Annotated in this window: 15 protein-coding genes; 5 read left to right on the forward strand and 10 right to left on the reverse strand. The window is 32.9% G+C overall.

Going from position 1 to position 14907, the window contains the following annotated elements:
* Positions 1–152 precede the first annotated feature (152 nt).
* Positions 153–680 carry a DUF5662 family protein gene (locus ACWG0P_RS04210; protein WP_455800623.1) on the forward strand — a complete coding sequence of 176 codons (528 nt, stop codon included), beginning with the start codon at positions 153–155 and terminating at the stop codon, positions 678–680.
* A gap of 13 nt (positions 681–693) precedes the next feature.
* Here ACWG0P_RS04210 and ACWG0P_RS04215 read toward each other — a convergent pair whose 3' ends face one another.
* Genes ACWG0P_RS04215 through ACWG0P_RS04235 form a run of 5 tightly spaced genes read right to left on the reverse strand, consistent with a single transcriptional unit; the run spans position 694 to position 4915 of the window.
* Positions 694–1551, reverse strand: coding sequence for a Nif3-like dinuclear metal center hexameric protein (locus ACWG0P_RS04215; RefSeq protein WP_455800624.1), 858 nt, complete (start codon positions 1549–1551; stop codon positions 694–696).
* A gap of 18 nt (positions 1552–1569) precedes the next feature.
* Positions 1570–1878, reverse strand: coding sequence for a PTS sugar transporter subunit IIB (locus tag ACWG0P_RS04220; RefSeq protein ID WP_455800625.1), 309 nt, complete (start codon positions 1876–1878; stop codon positions 1570–1572).
* Position 1879: 1 nt separating this feature from the next.
* Positions 1880–3211: a PTS sugar transporter subunit IIC gene (locus ACWG0P_RS04225; RefSeq protein WP_455800626.1), complete on the reverse strand. Its 1332-nt coding sequence runs from the start codon at positions 3209–3211 to the stop codon at positions 1880–1882.
* Positions 3208–4596 carry a glycoside hydrolase family 1 protein gene (locus ACWG0P_RS04230; protein ID WP_455800627.1) on the reverse strand — a complete coding sequence of 463 codons (1389 nt, stop codon included), beginning with the start codon at positions 4594–4596 and terminating at the stop codon, positions 3208–3210. Before ACWG0P_RS04230 ends, ACWG0P_RS04225 begins: the two co-directional genes overlap by 4 nt.
* Position 4597: 1 nt before the next feature.
* A complete protein-coding gene (locus ACWG0P_RS04235) occupies positions 4598–4915 on the reverse strand; it encodes a PTS lactose/cellobiose transporter subunit IIA (protein WP_455800628.1) in 318 nt (105 codons plus the stop codon).
* A gap of 169 nt (positions 4916–5084) precedes the next feature.
* Between ACWG0P_RS04235 and ACWG0P_RS04240 the strand changes: the two genes are divergently transcribed.
* The 3 genes from ACWG0P_RS04240 (at position 5085) to ACWG0P_RS04250 (ending at position 8510) form a co-directional block, all read left to right on the forward strand.
* Entirely contained in the window at positions 5085–6977 is a 1893-nt protein-coding gene (locus ACWG0P_RS04240; RefSeq protein ID WP_455800629.1) for a BglG family transcription antiterminator, read from the forward strand.
* A 187-nt stretch (positions 6978–7164) separates the two neighbouring features.
* A complete protein-coding gene (locus tag ACWG0P_RS04245; protein WP_455800630.1) occupies positions 7165–7599 on the forward strand; it encodes an HTH domain-containing protein in 435 nt (144 codons plus the stop codon).
* Entirely contained in the window at positions 7569–8510 is a 942-nt protein-coding gene (locus ACWG0P_RS04250; RefSeq protein WP_455800631.1) for an IS3 family transposase, read from the forward strand. The genes ACWG0P_RS04245 and ACWG0P_RS04250 overlap by 31 nt, the downstream gene beginning before the upstream one ends.
* Positions 8511–8808: 298 nt before the next feature.
* On the opposite strand, the gene ACWG0P_RS04255 is transcribed toward ACWG0P_RS04250, so the two are convergent.
* The 5 genes from ACWG0P_RS04255 to ACWG0P_RS04275 are packed head-to-tail and all read right to left on the reverse strand — an operon-like array spanning position 8809 to position 13805.
* Positions 8809–9222, reverse strand: coding sequence for a PTS sugar transporter subunit IIA (locus tag ACWG0P_RS04255; RefSeq protein ID WP_455800632.1), 414 nt, complete (start codon positions 9220–9222; stop codon positions 8809–8811).
* Positions 9222–10031 (reverse strand): PTS system mannose/fructose/sorbose family transporter subunit IID, encoded by an 810-nt coding sequence (locus ACWG0P_RS04260; protein WP_455800633.1) that lies wholly within the window; start codon positions 10029–10031, stop codon positions 9222–9224. The genes ACWG0P_RS04255 and ACWG0P_RS04260 overlap by 1 nt, the downstream gene beginning before the upstream one ends.
* Positions 10021–10821 (reverse strand): PTS mannose/fructose/sorbose/N-acetylgalactosamine transporter subunit IIC, encoded by an 801-nt coding sequence (locus ACWG0P_RS04265; RefSeq protein WP_455800634.1) that lies wholly within the window; start codon positions 10819–10821, stop codon positions 10021–10023. The genes ACWG0P_RS04260 and ACWG0P_RS04265 overlap by 11 nt, the downstream gene beginning before the upstream one ends.
* Positions 10822–10852: 31 nt before the next feature.
* Entirely contained in the window at positions 10853–11335 is a 483-nt protein-coding gene (locus ACWG0P_RS04270) for a PTS sugar transporter subunit IIB (protein WP_455800635.1), read from the reverse strand.
* On the reverse strand, positions 11328–13805 hold the full coding sequence (locus ACWG0P_RS04275) for a hypothetical protein (protein ID WP_455800636.1): 2478 nt from the start codon (positions 13803–13805) through the stop codon (positions 11328–11330). The genes ACWG0P_RS04270 and ACWG0P_RS04275 overlap by 8 nt, the downstream gene beginning before the upstream one ends.
* Positions 13806–14013: 208 nt before the next feature.
* Here ACWG0P_RS04275 and ACWG0P_RS04280 point away from each other — a divergent pair, with 208 nt between their 5' ends.
* Positions 14014–14862, forward strand: coding sequence for a MurR/RpiR family transcriptional regulator (locus ACWG0P_RS04280; RefSeq protein WP_455800637.1), 849 nt, complete (start codon positions 14014–14016; stop codon positions 14860–14862).
* The last annotated feature ends 45 nt before the right edge of the window (positions 14863–14907 follow it).

A 14907-nucleotide genomic window follows, 5' to 3' on the forward strand; every position in this document is an offset into this window, starting at 1 on the left:
TTTTATAAGGGATGGGGAATCATTTCCATTAACTGATACAAGCTTATTTCTAGCTTGTACTGATATCATAAACTATGAATGTGAAGTCTATGTGAACAGACTATGAAAATAAGAAGAAATAATGTTATACTAGTACAGAAAGGATGATAATCATGTCAAAATTATATGGACACTTTAAAACAATTACGACACATAAACTAGCTGTCACAAAGCTATGTTTTAGGTGTGGTTTATATAAACAAGGACTCTTGCATGATCTATCTAAGTACTCTTGGATTGAGTTTCATTCTGGTGTGAAATATTTCCAAGGAAATAGAAGTCCTATTGATAAAGAGAAGGAAGTAAAAGGGTATTCTTTGGGATGGCTTCATCATAAAGGACGTAATAAACATCATTGGGAATATTGGCTTGATAACGCAAAAGGGGGAATTAAACCAATTGAGATGCCAGTGAAATACGTTGTGGAAATGTATTGTGATCGAACAGTAGCTTCGCGTATCTATATGAAAGATCAATATCATGATGGAAGTGCTTATGAATATTTTATGAATGGGTATGATCATGTCATTATGCACCCTAATACAAAGAACCTTATTCAAACGATATTAGAATACCAAAGAGAGCATGGGACAGATAAAACGATTCCATATGTACGTAAGGAAATTCTACGAAACAAATAAAGAACCTGTTTGATTATATACAATCTACAGGTTCTTTATTTATATAATACTCATACATATCTCCAGATTGTACGTAAGTATAATGAATATTGTTACCTAATATATCTGGCAAATAGGTTATCATATATTGCATCCCTGCTTCTTCTACATTAAAATGTCCTAAAATGAGCATAGCTTTTTGAAATCCTATTTGTGAACTATCTTGAATATATTCATTTACTGTAAAATCTACTGTTTCCCCTGGAATCAATAACTGTATCTCTTCATCTTGTATCTTGCTTATTAATTTATTATCATTCGAGGTCCCCCAAATATGATAGAACAACAAAATTTTCGATATTTTGGAACTTTTATCACCAATATATTTTACTCCATTTAAATGCAGTTTTTCCGATATATATTCTACAATACTCTTTAAAGACGTCTTGGGAATATTTAATAGTGTCGGTATTGCACAAGTCCCATCAACATAATCTTCCCATTCAAGCTGCTTAAGTAAACCAAACAATATTCCATCATGGTATTGGTTATTAATAAATAACCCCGAATGGATATAATCATGATTCCGCCAAACAACAATACGATGATGCTCCAACATTTTTCGCTTAGATAAAAAAGTTGTGTTTTTACTTTCCATCAACCATTCCTGACGGTCTCCATGGTTATAAAACAAAGCTTCATGGCAAATTATAAGATTTGCTCCCAAAGAAATAGCTTTTTTTATTACATTAATTGATGCAAAGCAAGTCGTCACAATTCCTTTACATTCTTGATCTACATCTCCGAAAAGAATTTGATCGCGTGTCTTATTTTCGTCAACATTTCCTTTGTAAAATCCTTTAATTTTTCTGATTGCTTCATGAATCTTCATATCAAGACCTCTTCTTGTTTATTTAGTAAAGCTTGCAATTTCTAACAAAGCTCTGTCCAAAACACTATTCGCATTCATAGATCCGTATTCTTTCATATCCATCACAACAATAGGCATATCAGGATATTGCTCTCTCATTTCTTTTTCAATAAAGCGTATTTGAGGACCAAGAAGCAATACATCTGTTTCATCCATATATTCCTCTATCTCTGAAATAGGTACAGCCTTTACGATAGAAGAAATTCCACGGTTTGCTGTTTCTTGTTCAAGCTTCATTTTCATCATACTTGTTGACATACCTGCATTACAGGCTAATATAATCTTCATGTTATTCTCCTTTATCTGCATTAGATTTTATTGTATCCATTGCGTTTTCTTCTTCTAATTTTTGCTTTTCATATGTTTTAAAGAACGGTACCCAAATGAGTGTAGAAATAAACAGCATAATAATCGCAAGAATAAGGGCACGTACATCCATGGTTGCCAAGAATTGACTAATTGGCGTTGGCATATTCCATCCAGGTAAAACAAAACTTTTATTTAGAAATCCCATTTTTGTTGCAAAATAGAATACACCTCCACATAACGGTGAAATAATTAGATATGGAATGAATAAAACTGGATTATAACAAATCGGCAAACCAAATACAAGAGGTTCTCCAATGTTAAAAATCGCTGGTACAATACCTACTTTCCCAATAGTTTTAATTTGCTTAGATTTACTTCTTATACATAAGAATGCTAGTCCAAGCATATTGGAACTTCCACCTACTAACATTATACTCCACCAGAATGGTTCTGTAACTATATATGGTAAATCGGCGACTGCTGTTCCTGCCGCAAAAGCAGCTGCATTCACTGTGAAGTTTGCCATCAAGAACGTATCAATTGGTCCTGTGATAAAGCCATCATGAATCCCAAACCACCAGCATAAACAAACAAGCATTTCCAATAGAATAAAACCAAATGGTGTATCGATAATACCTGAAACAGGAGCAAGAAGTAATCCAACTAGCTCTGGAATTCCTACCCCAGTTAAGAAGACACAAACTGTACTTAATGATCCAACAATTACCATTACAATCAAAGATGGAAATAAATTTCCAATACCATCAGCAATTGCTTCAGGAACACCTACACTTCCCATATTTATGAATCCAATTTTACGCACTACAAGAAAACGGTATATTTCAAAAGCAAGAATACAGATTACAATTGCACTAAACATACCACTAGAACCAAAGTATTGTGTGTTGACTGTAAATCCCTCTCCTTGACAGCAAATAATTAGAAATGAGGCAACTGTAACAAAAGTCGGTAATAAAGTATTCATTTTATAATGTCTTGATAAGAAGAAACCTATTCCTATCGCTACATAGATAGCAATCATTCCTAATGTAATATTATAGATTGGTAATAAAACAGGCGATAAGAAGGTAGCTAACTTTGCCCAACCTTCCATAAACATTCTTAATACGCCTGCTTCCATCGTTGTAAAATCACTAACAGGGGAGCAAATTAGCAATGCAAAGCTACCAATCGTCATAAAGGGAACTGCTGTTAAAAAAGAATTCTGCAATGCTTTTAAATGTCTTTGTCTTGCTAGTTTACTAGCAATAGGCGCAATTTTATTTTCTACAAGTGCAATTAGCTTTTTCATTTCTCCATCTCCTTCTCAATAAAATCCTTATACCAGTAATAACTATCTTTGGGTATTCTCCGATTATGATGTTCATAGTCTACATAGACTAATCCATAACGTTTCTCATAGCCATTTATCCAACTATATAAATCCATGGTTGACCATACAAAATAACCCCTCACATCAACCCCATTTTTGATTGCTTTTTTTATCCATTCAATATAACCTGAAAGGAAATCTACACGGTAAGTGTCATGTATTCTCCCTTCTATTAGTTTATCATAATAACCTAAACCATTTTCAGTAATAATAATCGGTGTTGCAGGATATTTATAGTTTAAATCCAATAAAAGATTATAAATTGATTTTGGATACATTTCCATTCCCCAAGCATTTTTTGGAATATTCTTGTCTTCATCAATCTCGAACCAATTTTTGATAACATTTCTATTTTTCTGTTTTTCATCTCCTGTGTTGTTTGTGCTTAGAATACTTTCTCCTATTGTATATGGTTTTACACAAATTCGATCATATGCATTTAACCCAAGATAATCTACCACTCCAGTAACAAATATTGCTTTATCACTCTCCAACATATATGATACATCATAACCCTCTATATTTAACTTTTCAATAAAGTCATCGGAATATTCACCATTGATACAAACATCATTTACTGAGCGATTAAAAAACAAATCGGCGAGTCTTTGAGCCTCTTTATAGGATTCATCATCATTTAATATCTCAATAGAATAGCTATCACTAACCAAACCAATAAAACCTTTATATTTTTTTTGTTTAAATAGGGTAATTGCTTTAGCACTTGCTAGCATAATATGGTACATTGCTTTGAATTTTCGCTCAATACTTTGGACATTAGGCGGATAGTTACCAAAACCATAACAACATAGCGTTTCATAATTTGGTTCATTAACTGTTGCCCAATACTTTACTTTTTCATGATAAGCGTTAAAACAAATTTCTGCGTATTTCTCAAAATCATATATTGTATTTCTGTTTTCCCATCCCCCTGCTAGATATTGTGGGAGTGGCAAATCATAATGATAAAGAGTAACAAGAGGCTCTACATTGAATTTTAAGCAAGTATCTATTACCCTGTGATAAAACTCGAGTCCTTCAGGTATAATTTCACCTTTTTCATTTAATATTCTTGACCATGAAATAGAAAAACGATATGCATTTTGATTTCCTTTTGCAAGCATTTCTATATCCTCTTCATAACGATTATAAAAGTCAGATGCTATATCCCCAGTTACTGGATTTACATCATTTTTTTCACTATGACAAAAGAAATCCCAATTACTCAATTGCTTCCCCCCCTCTTTCCATCCTCCTTCACATTGGTATGCCGCAGTAGCACTTCCCCATAAAAATTTCTCCATATTATTTCTCCACCTTTTTGCAAATATCAATCATTTGCTTTGCAATTCTTTCATACATAATTGAAGTCATTAGATGATCTTGCGCATGCACCATCATAATGCTAAACTCGATATCCTTTCCACTCGCTTCACACGTCAACAATTCTGTTTGCACTTTATGTGCTTCATTCATTGTAATACCGCCATGTTTCATAAGTTTCTCTGCATCTTCAAATCGACCTTTTTTCGCTTCTTCTACTGCTTCATAGAAATCAGCAAATGCATCTCCAGCAAAACTAATAATTTGAAATGATACATTTTGTACATCTTCTTTTTTCATAATCTGCACTCCTTTCTTATCCCCATTTTATAAAACAAAACCAGTGTACACAAATTTAAAAATACGGCCTATCCCGCATTAAAATATTGCGGGGTACACCGTAAATAAAGATATACATTTTTTTGTGCATCTTTTATAATATTAGTGTAGAAACGAAAGAGGGAAACAGATGTTTAATAAACGACAAAATGAAATTATTACAATTTTATCTTCTTCTACACAACCAGTTACTGGAAGAGCCCTCAGTAGCATTTTAAACATTTCATTACGTACCTTACAGAGTGAAATTTCCTCTATCAACCGCACCTATCACTTTATTTTATCAAGTAACAAAGGCTATTTAGTAAATAAGAAAGCTCTTTCTGAAATACATACAATAATCGATATTGAAGATTCTCATGAATATGATTTTATTCAAAATCTTTTACATACAAAGAAACCTATTCGCATCGAAGAACTTGCGGATGAAATTTTTGTAAGTGTATCTACTTTAGAAAAGAGAATAAAAGAGTATAAAGAAATGTTAGAAAACTTTAACCTAAAAATCATAAGAAATCATGCATGCCTTAGCATAAGCGGAAAAGAATCGGATAAACGTAATTTAATAAAATCAATGATTATTAATGAAATCGAGCCAGCATTTCAAGATTTAACAATCTTGAATGATTATTTTCCCAATACAAATATTGACAAGATTCAAACTATCATTTTAAATGCCCTTATGCATCATCACTATTATATTGATGATGTCTATGTTAAAAGCTTAACTATTAATATTATTATTTCTTTATTTAGAATGGAATTAGACAATTATATTATAGAGGAAACCACAAGTGCCTTCATTGAAGAGGATATGGAATATAAAATCGCATTAGAAATTTGTACACAATATGCCCAACATTTTTCCATTCATCCTAATAAAGAAGATATTTGTTATATCGCTTCGCTATTGGTTGGTCAAATAAAGCCTGATTTAAATAATCCTTCTATTCAAAAAAAACGGATCATTCATGAGCAGTTTATCAAGGAGATTGATCAAATTTTAAAAAATACATTCTCTTATTATTATTTAAATATTGATTATGCGGATTTTTTATATAACTTTGCATTACACATTGATGGTTTAATTCTACGATCAAAAAACAATCAAAACAACCATAATGATTACCTTTATACACTTAAAAAGAGTTTTCCATTTATGTATGATGTATCCGTAAAAATTGCGAAAGATGTTGCGGATACATTCCATATTGTTGTTTGTGATGCAGAAATCAGTTTAATTACCATTCACGTTGGTTATCTGATGGAGAATTCATTAAAACAAGACCATAAAGTGAATATTCTTTTATCTTGTGATGAATATCATCAAATCACTGATAGTATAAAAACGCAATTACTTAAACATTATGTTGATTTAATTACTATTAATCAAATCCAAAATAATGAACGTATAAAGGATCAAAAGTTTATAAATAGCTACGATTTAATAATCACTACGAAACCTATCTTGTCCTTATCTAGCAAGGTTCTTCATATTTCACCTTTTTACACCTTGCAGGACAATAAGCTTATTGGAGATGCAATAAACGCCGCCCTAGCATCAAAAAGAAAAAAACAACTTCACGCATTATTTTCTAAATATTTCAAACCAGAATTATTTTTTATGGATGATACACTTCATTGTAAACATGATGTTATTGAGTTCTTAGGAAACAAACTTATTGAAAAAGGAATCACGGATGCAGACTTTATTAACTCCGTAAAGAGTCGTGAAGAATTATCTTCTACTTGCTTTTATGAAGCCTTTGCAATTCCTCATGGAATATCCTTAAATGCTAAAAAAACAATGTGTTGTGTTTTAATAAATAACAAGGGGATTCGCTGGGATGATACGATTATCCATATCGTTTTAATGATTGCCGTCCAAAAAAAAGACCGTAAGGATTTCATGGATATCTATGAAGGCGTTGTAAAAACCTTAGAAGATAAGAATCTACTTCATCATATATTAGAGGTAAAATGTTTTAATGAATTTATTGATATTTTAAAAAGTGATTTTTAAGAACACAATTGCAATGATATTTAATTTTTTCAATTCACTCAGTTCTTAGAGAAGATTAAGAGGCTTTCGCACATTAAAATGTACCCTGTAAAATGGACAGTATGAAAAAAAGGTATAAACACATACTGACTCTGTTTTACAGGGTCTTTTCTTTTGGTATACTATAAGAAGAATGAGGAGCGATAAAATGGGAGTAAATCATTTTACAGAGGAACAATTAAAAATATTGCGAGATAATCCGTATGTTGAAAATGCAACTGAAAAAGCAATCACATATACAGAAGGATTTAGAGAAGAATTTTTTCTTAAATATTCATTAGAAGAAAAAATACCAAGCTTGATCCTTTATGAAATGGGATTTGATCCTAAAGTTTTGGGAAGAAAAAGAATTGACAATATCGTTCAAAGAGTAAAAAAGCAATCTACTAGAATTGAAGGTTTTCGTGATATTAGGACAGATAATGTTGGACGTCAAAAAACAAGAGAAATGAGTACAGAAGATGAGCTAGTATACTTAAAACATAAAATAGCTCTACAGTCCCAGCAAATAGAAGCATTAAAAAAAATCAACACCATAAATCGCAAGGCATCGTGGATTCAACAGAAGAAAAATTCCAAGTAATACAAGATTTAATATCTAGAGATAATAACCTTTTGAATATAAGTTGGCTATGTGAAATAGCAGAAGTATCAAGATCTGGATATTATAATTGGATTAATAATTTGGAAAAGCGAAAAAGAAAAGACGAAAAAGATAAAGAGGAATTTGAAAAGATATTAAATGCATATAAGTATCGAGGTTATGACAAAGGTATAAGAGGCATCTACATGAGATTATTACATGATGAAATAAAAATGAACAAAAAGAAAATAAGGCGCTTAATGAAGAAGTTTGGCTTAGTATGTCCTCTCCGTAAAGCAAACCCTTATCGCAGAATGGCAAAAGCGTTGATAAGTGATACAATCTCGCCAAACGAAGTAGAAAGAAATTTCAAACAAGGTTCACGTAAAGTGATACTTACAGATATCACCTATCTATTTTATGGGAATAATCAAAAAGCATATCTGTCCGTCATGAAAGACGCATATACAAATCAAGTATTATCTTATGTCGCAAGTGCCTCACTGGAAGTTGACTTTGTGTTAGAAACAGTAGAGCAGCTTATAAAAGTGCATCAAGTAACACTTACCACAGAAACTATCATACATTCAGATCAAGGTTGTCATTATACAAGTATTTCATTTAGAGAATTATTGAAAAACAAAAACTTGAGGCAATCAATGTCACGCAGAGGAAACTGCTGGGACAATGCACCTCAAGAATCATTTTTTGGACATATGAAAGATGAAATCAATATCAGCAAATGTAAAACATTTGAAGAATTAACCGTCTGCATAGATGATTATATGGATTATTATAATAATGATAGATATCAATGGAACTTGGCGAAGTTATCTCCTAATGAATATTATGAATACAGTATTAGCGGACATTATCCAAATGATTTTCTTGATCCAAAGAAAGCAATGTAAGAAGTTCTCCCTCTATATGTTTATATGTATTAAACAAAAAATAATCTAATCATATTTATCATCAAGAAAGGTTAGAGATAGAGAATCATACATAAAGAAATGGTATCAACTTCATCATTCAGTATGTTTTGTAAAATATATTCTTCCATGGCACTTTATACAAGAAAGACATATAAATTGAATTACATGCCTTTTTGTTTTCCGCTTATCGCTAGGATAATTTAATTTTTTATGACTTCAAATACCTTTTTTTAAAATTGTCCTTGACAAAGGGTACACATTACATTGCGAAAACCTCTTAATCTTCATCCTCGTAATACATTCGTTGATATACATCTTTTACATCCATAATGGCATTTCGTCCTATATTTAGTAGACTATTCACTTCTTCCTCTTTACTTAACACAGCACTTAATACCATTGAAAGATTCATGCCACTAATTAATTCACAACGTGAATTTTCAAGTATTTTTTTTAAAGCCATTGTACATGGACTTCCACCATATAAATCTGCAAATACAATCACGCGTTCATAACTCTGTGTTTGTTCAAGTGCCTCATGTAACAATGCTTCGAAGCGAGGACTTCCTTCTTCATTAAGAGTTACACAATAGATATCTTTTGCTTCTCCAGTAATCATCTGTATGGATGCTTTCATTTCAAAAGATAATCCTCCATGACTGATGAGAATAATTCCTTGATCCTTTTCCATTATGGAATAAACACTCCCATCGCAGACATCGCAACGGATAATACAATCACAAAGAGGATCAATTTTGTTGTTGTCATTCCTTTACGACCAATCAACCAAAACAAGAAAATTGCGAGCAATGCTTGTGGCAATTTTGGCATAATTTTATCAAATAAATCGGCTTGTAAATTCAATTTACTTGAAAACATTGGAATCGTCCCTAGTTTCAAATTCACCATACTAGAAACCATGGACCCCACTACAATTAACCCAAGAACGGAAATGGATTTTGTAATAGATTTTAATTTATCACTATAGACACTGATTAAATTTGCGCCTTGTTTATATCCTAATCGAAAGAAGAAAGGACGTAGAATAAACAATACAAATAAATACCAGATTTCCCAAATAAGCATTCCAATGTAACTTCCATCTACTGCCATTGTAGCCGCAATACTTCCAAAAACAACAGAGTTCATAACTGCGAAGATGGTATCTCCAATACCAGATAATGGCCCCATCAAAGATGTTTTGAGAGAACTTACAGTATCAATTGCTTTGATCCCTTCTTTTTCTTCAATTGCAATATCCATTCCCAATATAATATGAGTCATATGCGGTGTACAATTATAGAATTGAGAATGTGCCTCTAATGCTTTTTGTTTTGCCTCTGGATCATCACCATAAAGCTTCTCAATTACTGGCAACATGGTTGTTAAATAACCAGAACCTTGCATCTTTCCATAATTCCAGCATAGTTGTCCCATTGCAACCCATCTCCAACTGATACGTCGAAGTTCCTTTGCTGTAAATGTTTTATTATTCGTCATAGTCGTCACCCTCATCATTCCCTACACTTTGAACAAATCCTACTTCTGGTGTCTTGTTCATATTCTTATAAATTATCATAGCAATTATAATTCCAATTAAGGCAACACCTGTTGTATTCAAATTGAAATATGCAGATAGTACAAATCCTAATAAAACGAAATGAATATTCTCTTTTGTTGGAAGATACTTCAATAGCACAACAAACCCAACAATTGGTAGAATAGAACCAGCTACCTTAAATCCATCCACTAACCAAAGAGGTGTATATTCTTGTAGTATCGTTACTAAACTAGGTCCTACAATCAATCCCAATGCAACTGGAACTGCTCTTCCCATAAACAAGGATAGCGCTCCTAGAATATTATATCTTTGAATCAATTTGAAATCCTGTTTCTGTACAGCTTTATCAATCTTTCCTTGGAAAATGGAATTACACATCTTCGCAACTACATCTAATTGAATCGTTAATGCCGCAACAGGAATACCAAATGTTACAACATATCCATTTGCAACATCCACACCTCCATTTAAGGAAGCCAGTGCGATTACTAAGATTGCTGCGGATCGATACTCTGGAATTGAAGATCCTCCAATCGCCGCCATACCCAGTGCTAATAATTGAAACGTTCCACCTATCGCAAGACCTAAAGGTAAATCTCCAACAATAAGTCCTGTAATCACTCCTGTTAATACAACATTGTGATACGCTCCAGTCATAAAACTCATCGCATCTACAAAGCTTAACCCTGCAAATAAAGCTAATAGTATAATTTGCCAAATCTCTAACATGTTATTCTCCTTTCAAACATGATGTTCTATTTTAATCGTTTATCAATGATAGGAAATCTTCTTTTGTATCCCCAGGAGTCATTTGCAATACGACATGAACTCCTTTGTCTGTAATTTGTTTAATTATCTGAATATCTTCATCGGTAACATAAACGGATTTTCTAAGCATTTTAGAACCTATTCTTGAAGACATATTCCCAAGCACAAGATCATCAAAGTAAATTTCATTTTCTAATAACTTTAGAAAATATTTTGGATGTTTACATACGATAAATATCTTTTCATCTCCGTATTTATTATCCTTTAGATTCCATACTGCTTTATCACTTGATAAGATGGATAATTTACAATTTGCTGGACAAGCCATTTTTAATGCCATCTTATCCATATCGCTTTTTACTGCCAGATCATCAATTACCATAATCCTCTGTGCACCAACTTTATTTGTCCAAGCAGTTGCTACTTGTCCATGAATCAGTCTCTCATCAACTCTCAAGCCTACAAGATTACTCATATAATTTTCTCCTCTTATCTTCAAGATAGGTTACATCGTCAAACTCCATAGAATACATGATTTTACCTGTAACATGCTCTGCTTTATAGGCCTTACCCCATACCGTATCCACTAGTTCACATGTAAAATCTTCTCCAATAATATTCGGTTTTTCAGAATTTAATAACAATTCACATTTTTGTTCTTTTCCTGCTTCTGGGAAGACATAAATAGTTGCGTCTTTTAAACCTTCAAGCAACACCCTACGTTTCATAATGACACTCACTGGCCCATACTCACTCATGGAAATCGTTCCATTTTCTTTTTGTTGTACAAACACTCGACACTCCTTATGGAAGGAGCGTGGAAAGTGATAAATACCATAACCATTCTCCACAAGTACTTCATGACCAATCATCACTGGGATTCCTAATGGGAATTTCAAACGTGTTCCTATGGTTGTATTCGGTACATATCCAGAAAAATAGAACGCATTATTATGACGATGTATTGTTAGTGCAGGTTCTTTTGAAGTTTCATCCTGCTTAATAAATTCAATTGATAAGTCAAACTTACACAACGCACGACGCAACATCTCTTCTTCATGGATGGAAATACTAGTATCTAAAGGTTGTAAGAGGTTTGCGCCTTTTTTCGCAACATTGCAATTGGTACCACGCAACCACACAAGTTTTCCACCATGATTGCTGTGAATGCCACAAATACGTTCTGTACTTCCCTGCGTAACTTTACTGATAACATCTACTTCTTTCTTATCATCATCTAACACCGTATCGATTTTACCATTTGACAATACTGCATCATGATATAGCATTCCTTGCTTTTCTGCTTTTTCACTTATAAAATCTATATACTTCATTCTTCCATCAATGCCTTCGCATATTTTTAAATTCAGCATATGAAGTAATTGCTTGCTTGCATTCGTCAAAGAACCGTAAAGTAACACATTCCCGTTTTCTTCAAGAAAAGAAAATAAAGCTTTTTCGTATGCACTATTCTTTCTTGGCACTGGTGATAAAATGATAGAACCTTTGAAATAGTTTGCATTTTCCTTTTGATGATTTTCAAAGTTATCCGTGGATATAACAGTATTTAAAGGAAGTCCTGTATTTATGGCAGATGTTATGTACCAATCTTCATAGAATGATTTTTCTAACTCATAAACACCTTCCTCATTAGCACTTTGATATTCATCAAATGGGTATACCCATACAATTGGTGCTGCTTGATCAGGCATATTCTTTATTGCTTGATTCATATGTGGCAATACATGTTGTACAGCATCTTCTGGCATTTCGCCAAGAGAAGTATCCACGGTAAGAATGTTCATATAAGAAGGAACTTCAATTTCATATGATTGATTGATTCTTGCAATGGAGAGAGGAAGATAAATATCATGAGGTTCTCCTTCATAGCGATCAAACCAAGGACTATTCATCCACCATGGATCATGTAGATAGAAACGATACATGAAGCCAGAATCATTTGGAAGTTTCGCAATCCTAGACATGAATCCACTCATCTCTAACCCAAAGTTTTTATCCAATGCAGCCCATGGAGAATTTGGTGGTGGTACGATGTTAAAATTCCCATCATAGATATCTTTTGTATCAACTCCATCTGTCGCAAAATCAATTCCAACACTCAAATTTGTTCCTCTTGTTTGTACCTCATAATGAGGACATCCTTCACGGAATTCTTTCCAAAACTGCAACGTCTTCTGCTTTACATCTAATATTTTTTCTTTATCGTTCGTAAACTTTTCACCACTGAATAATGGTCCAATAGTAGCCCAATTTTCAGCACCAAACCCAAAACCATTCGAAAACCAAATATAGTCAAATCCCATATCATCTAGAAAGACTTGGCTCTGTTTACCAAAGAACTCCGCAAATGGGGTCCCTTCCGGAATTCCATTCGGATATGCACGATAATGACACTTGTCACCTTTCAACGTTTCATAACTTACCACAAAGCTCTTGTCACCCATTGTACCCGCTGTACAGATTTCAGGATGTCTCTTGTATTTAAATTCAGATTCCGCAAATTCAGGACCTGGGTCAAAGGTTGTTCCTACTCGTATATTCTTTCCAGTGATTTGTATCCCCACTTCCTTAAGGATTTGTGTTATATACTTCAAATCCTCATAGAGGAATATTGGTGGATTATCCATATAAAGGTATTTTTGTGCATGAGGACTTAATTTTTCAGGATCTCCCTCTTTATTCCAATCTCCATCAAACTCATTTGCCCTACCAATATATTTTGCCCATTCAATCTTTTCTTTCAAATCTCCACTATATTCTAATAATTCACTTCCATCCCCTATCCACAATAATACACATATCGTTTCGGCATTTTTTACAAGTGGTAACCATTGCGTGAACATAGATTTACAAACCGCTTGTATCTCATCATGTGTATTAATTTTAAATGGTTTTAGACTCATTTCTAACGTTATTTCCTTCATATACATTACATCAAACTCCCTTCTGTGAGTATTTGTTTCCTAGGATAAACAAAGTATAGTTTCTAACTTCACAAAGAACAATACCTTTCATGTATCTTAAAACAATGTACCTTAAGAAATAGCTACCATATGTATAAATACAGGAACAACGTTCCAGTTTTACTAATTATTCAAATGTGTTATAATACAAAAAAATGAGGACAACAATATGAACCTATTGAAAATGATGGAAAACAACGATGTCTTCTCTCAATCGGAACTCATCATCCGAAATTTCGTTTTAAATGAAAAAGAGAACATCGCAAACTTTACCGTGAATGAGATTGCTTCTTCAAATTATGTTTCAAAATCTACATTGGTAAGATTTGCACAAAAATTGGGGTTCAATGGGTGGAATGATTTTAAATTAAGTTTTTTGAAAGAATTATATATTGAAATTAAACAGATCGGTGATGTTGATTTCAATTTTCCTTTTACAGCAAATGACTCTCCTGTATTTATTGCGAATAAATTATGCGCAATGAAGAAAAACAATATTGAGGATACGTTACGCTCTCTTGCTATTGCGGATTTACAGCTTGCTGCACAAATGCTTGCTAAACAAGATAGAATACATATTTTTGGTGAAGGGTATTCTTTATTAGCAAGTGAGGATTTCTGTTACCGAATGACAAGGATGGGAAAACTTGTCTCATGTACGAATGATATGGGTATGAGCTATATTGCAAAGACACTCAAGAAAGAAGACCTAGGTATAATTATTTCTTATAGTGGGAGAACAAAAAATGTAGTGAAAGCAGCTACCATTTTAAAGAGTCAACATGTACCAATCATCTCTTTGAGTGCAAGCGAAGCAAATCCAATTTCAGAATTGAGTGACATTTGTCTTCATTTACCTTCTAATGAGGACTTATATTCTAAAATTTCTAATTTTGCTACAGTAGACTCCATTCGTTTTATCTTTGATATCCTTTTCAGTGTCTATTTCAATAAGAACTTCAATTCTAATTTAAATGACCGTGTTTCTATGGCACGAGTAGTTGATAAAAAAGAATAAGTAATATGCAACCTATTCTAGCGTTATAGTTGGTGGATGTGATAT

Source organism: Amedibacillus sp. YH-ame6, assembly GCF_053848845.1.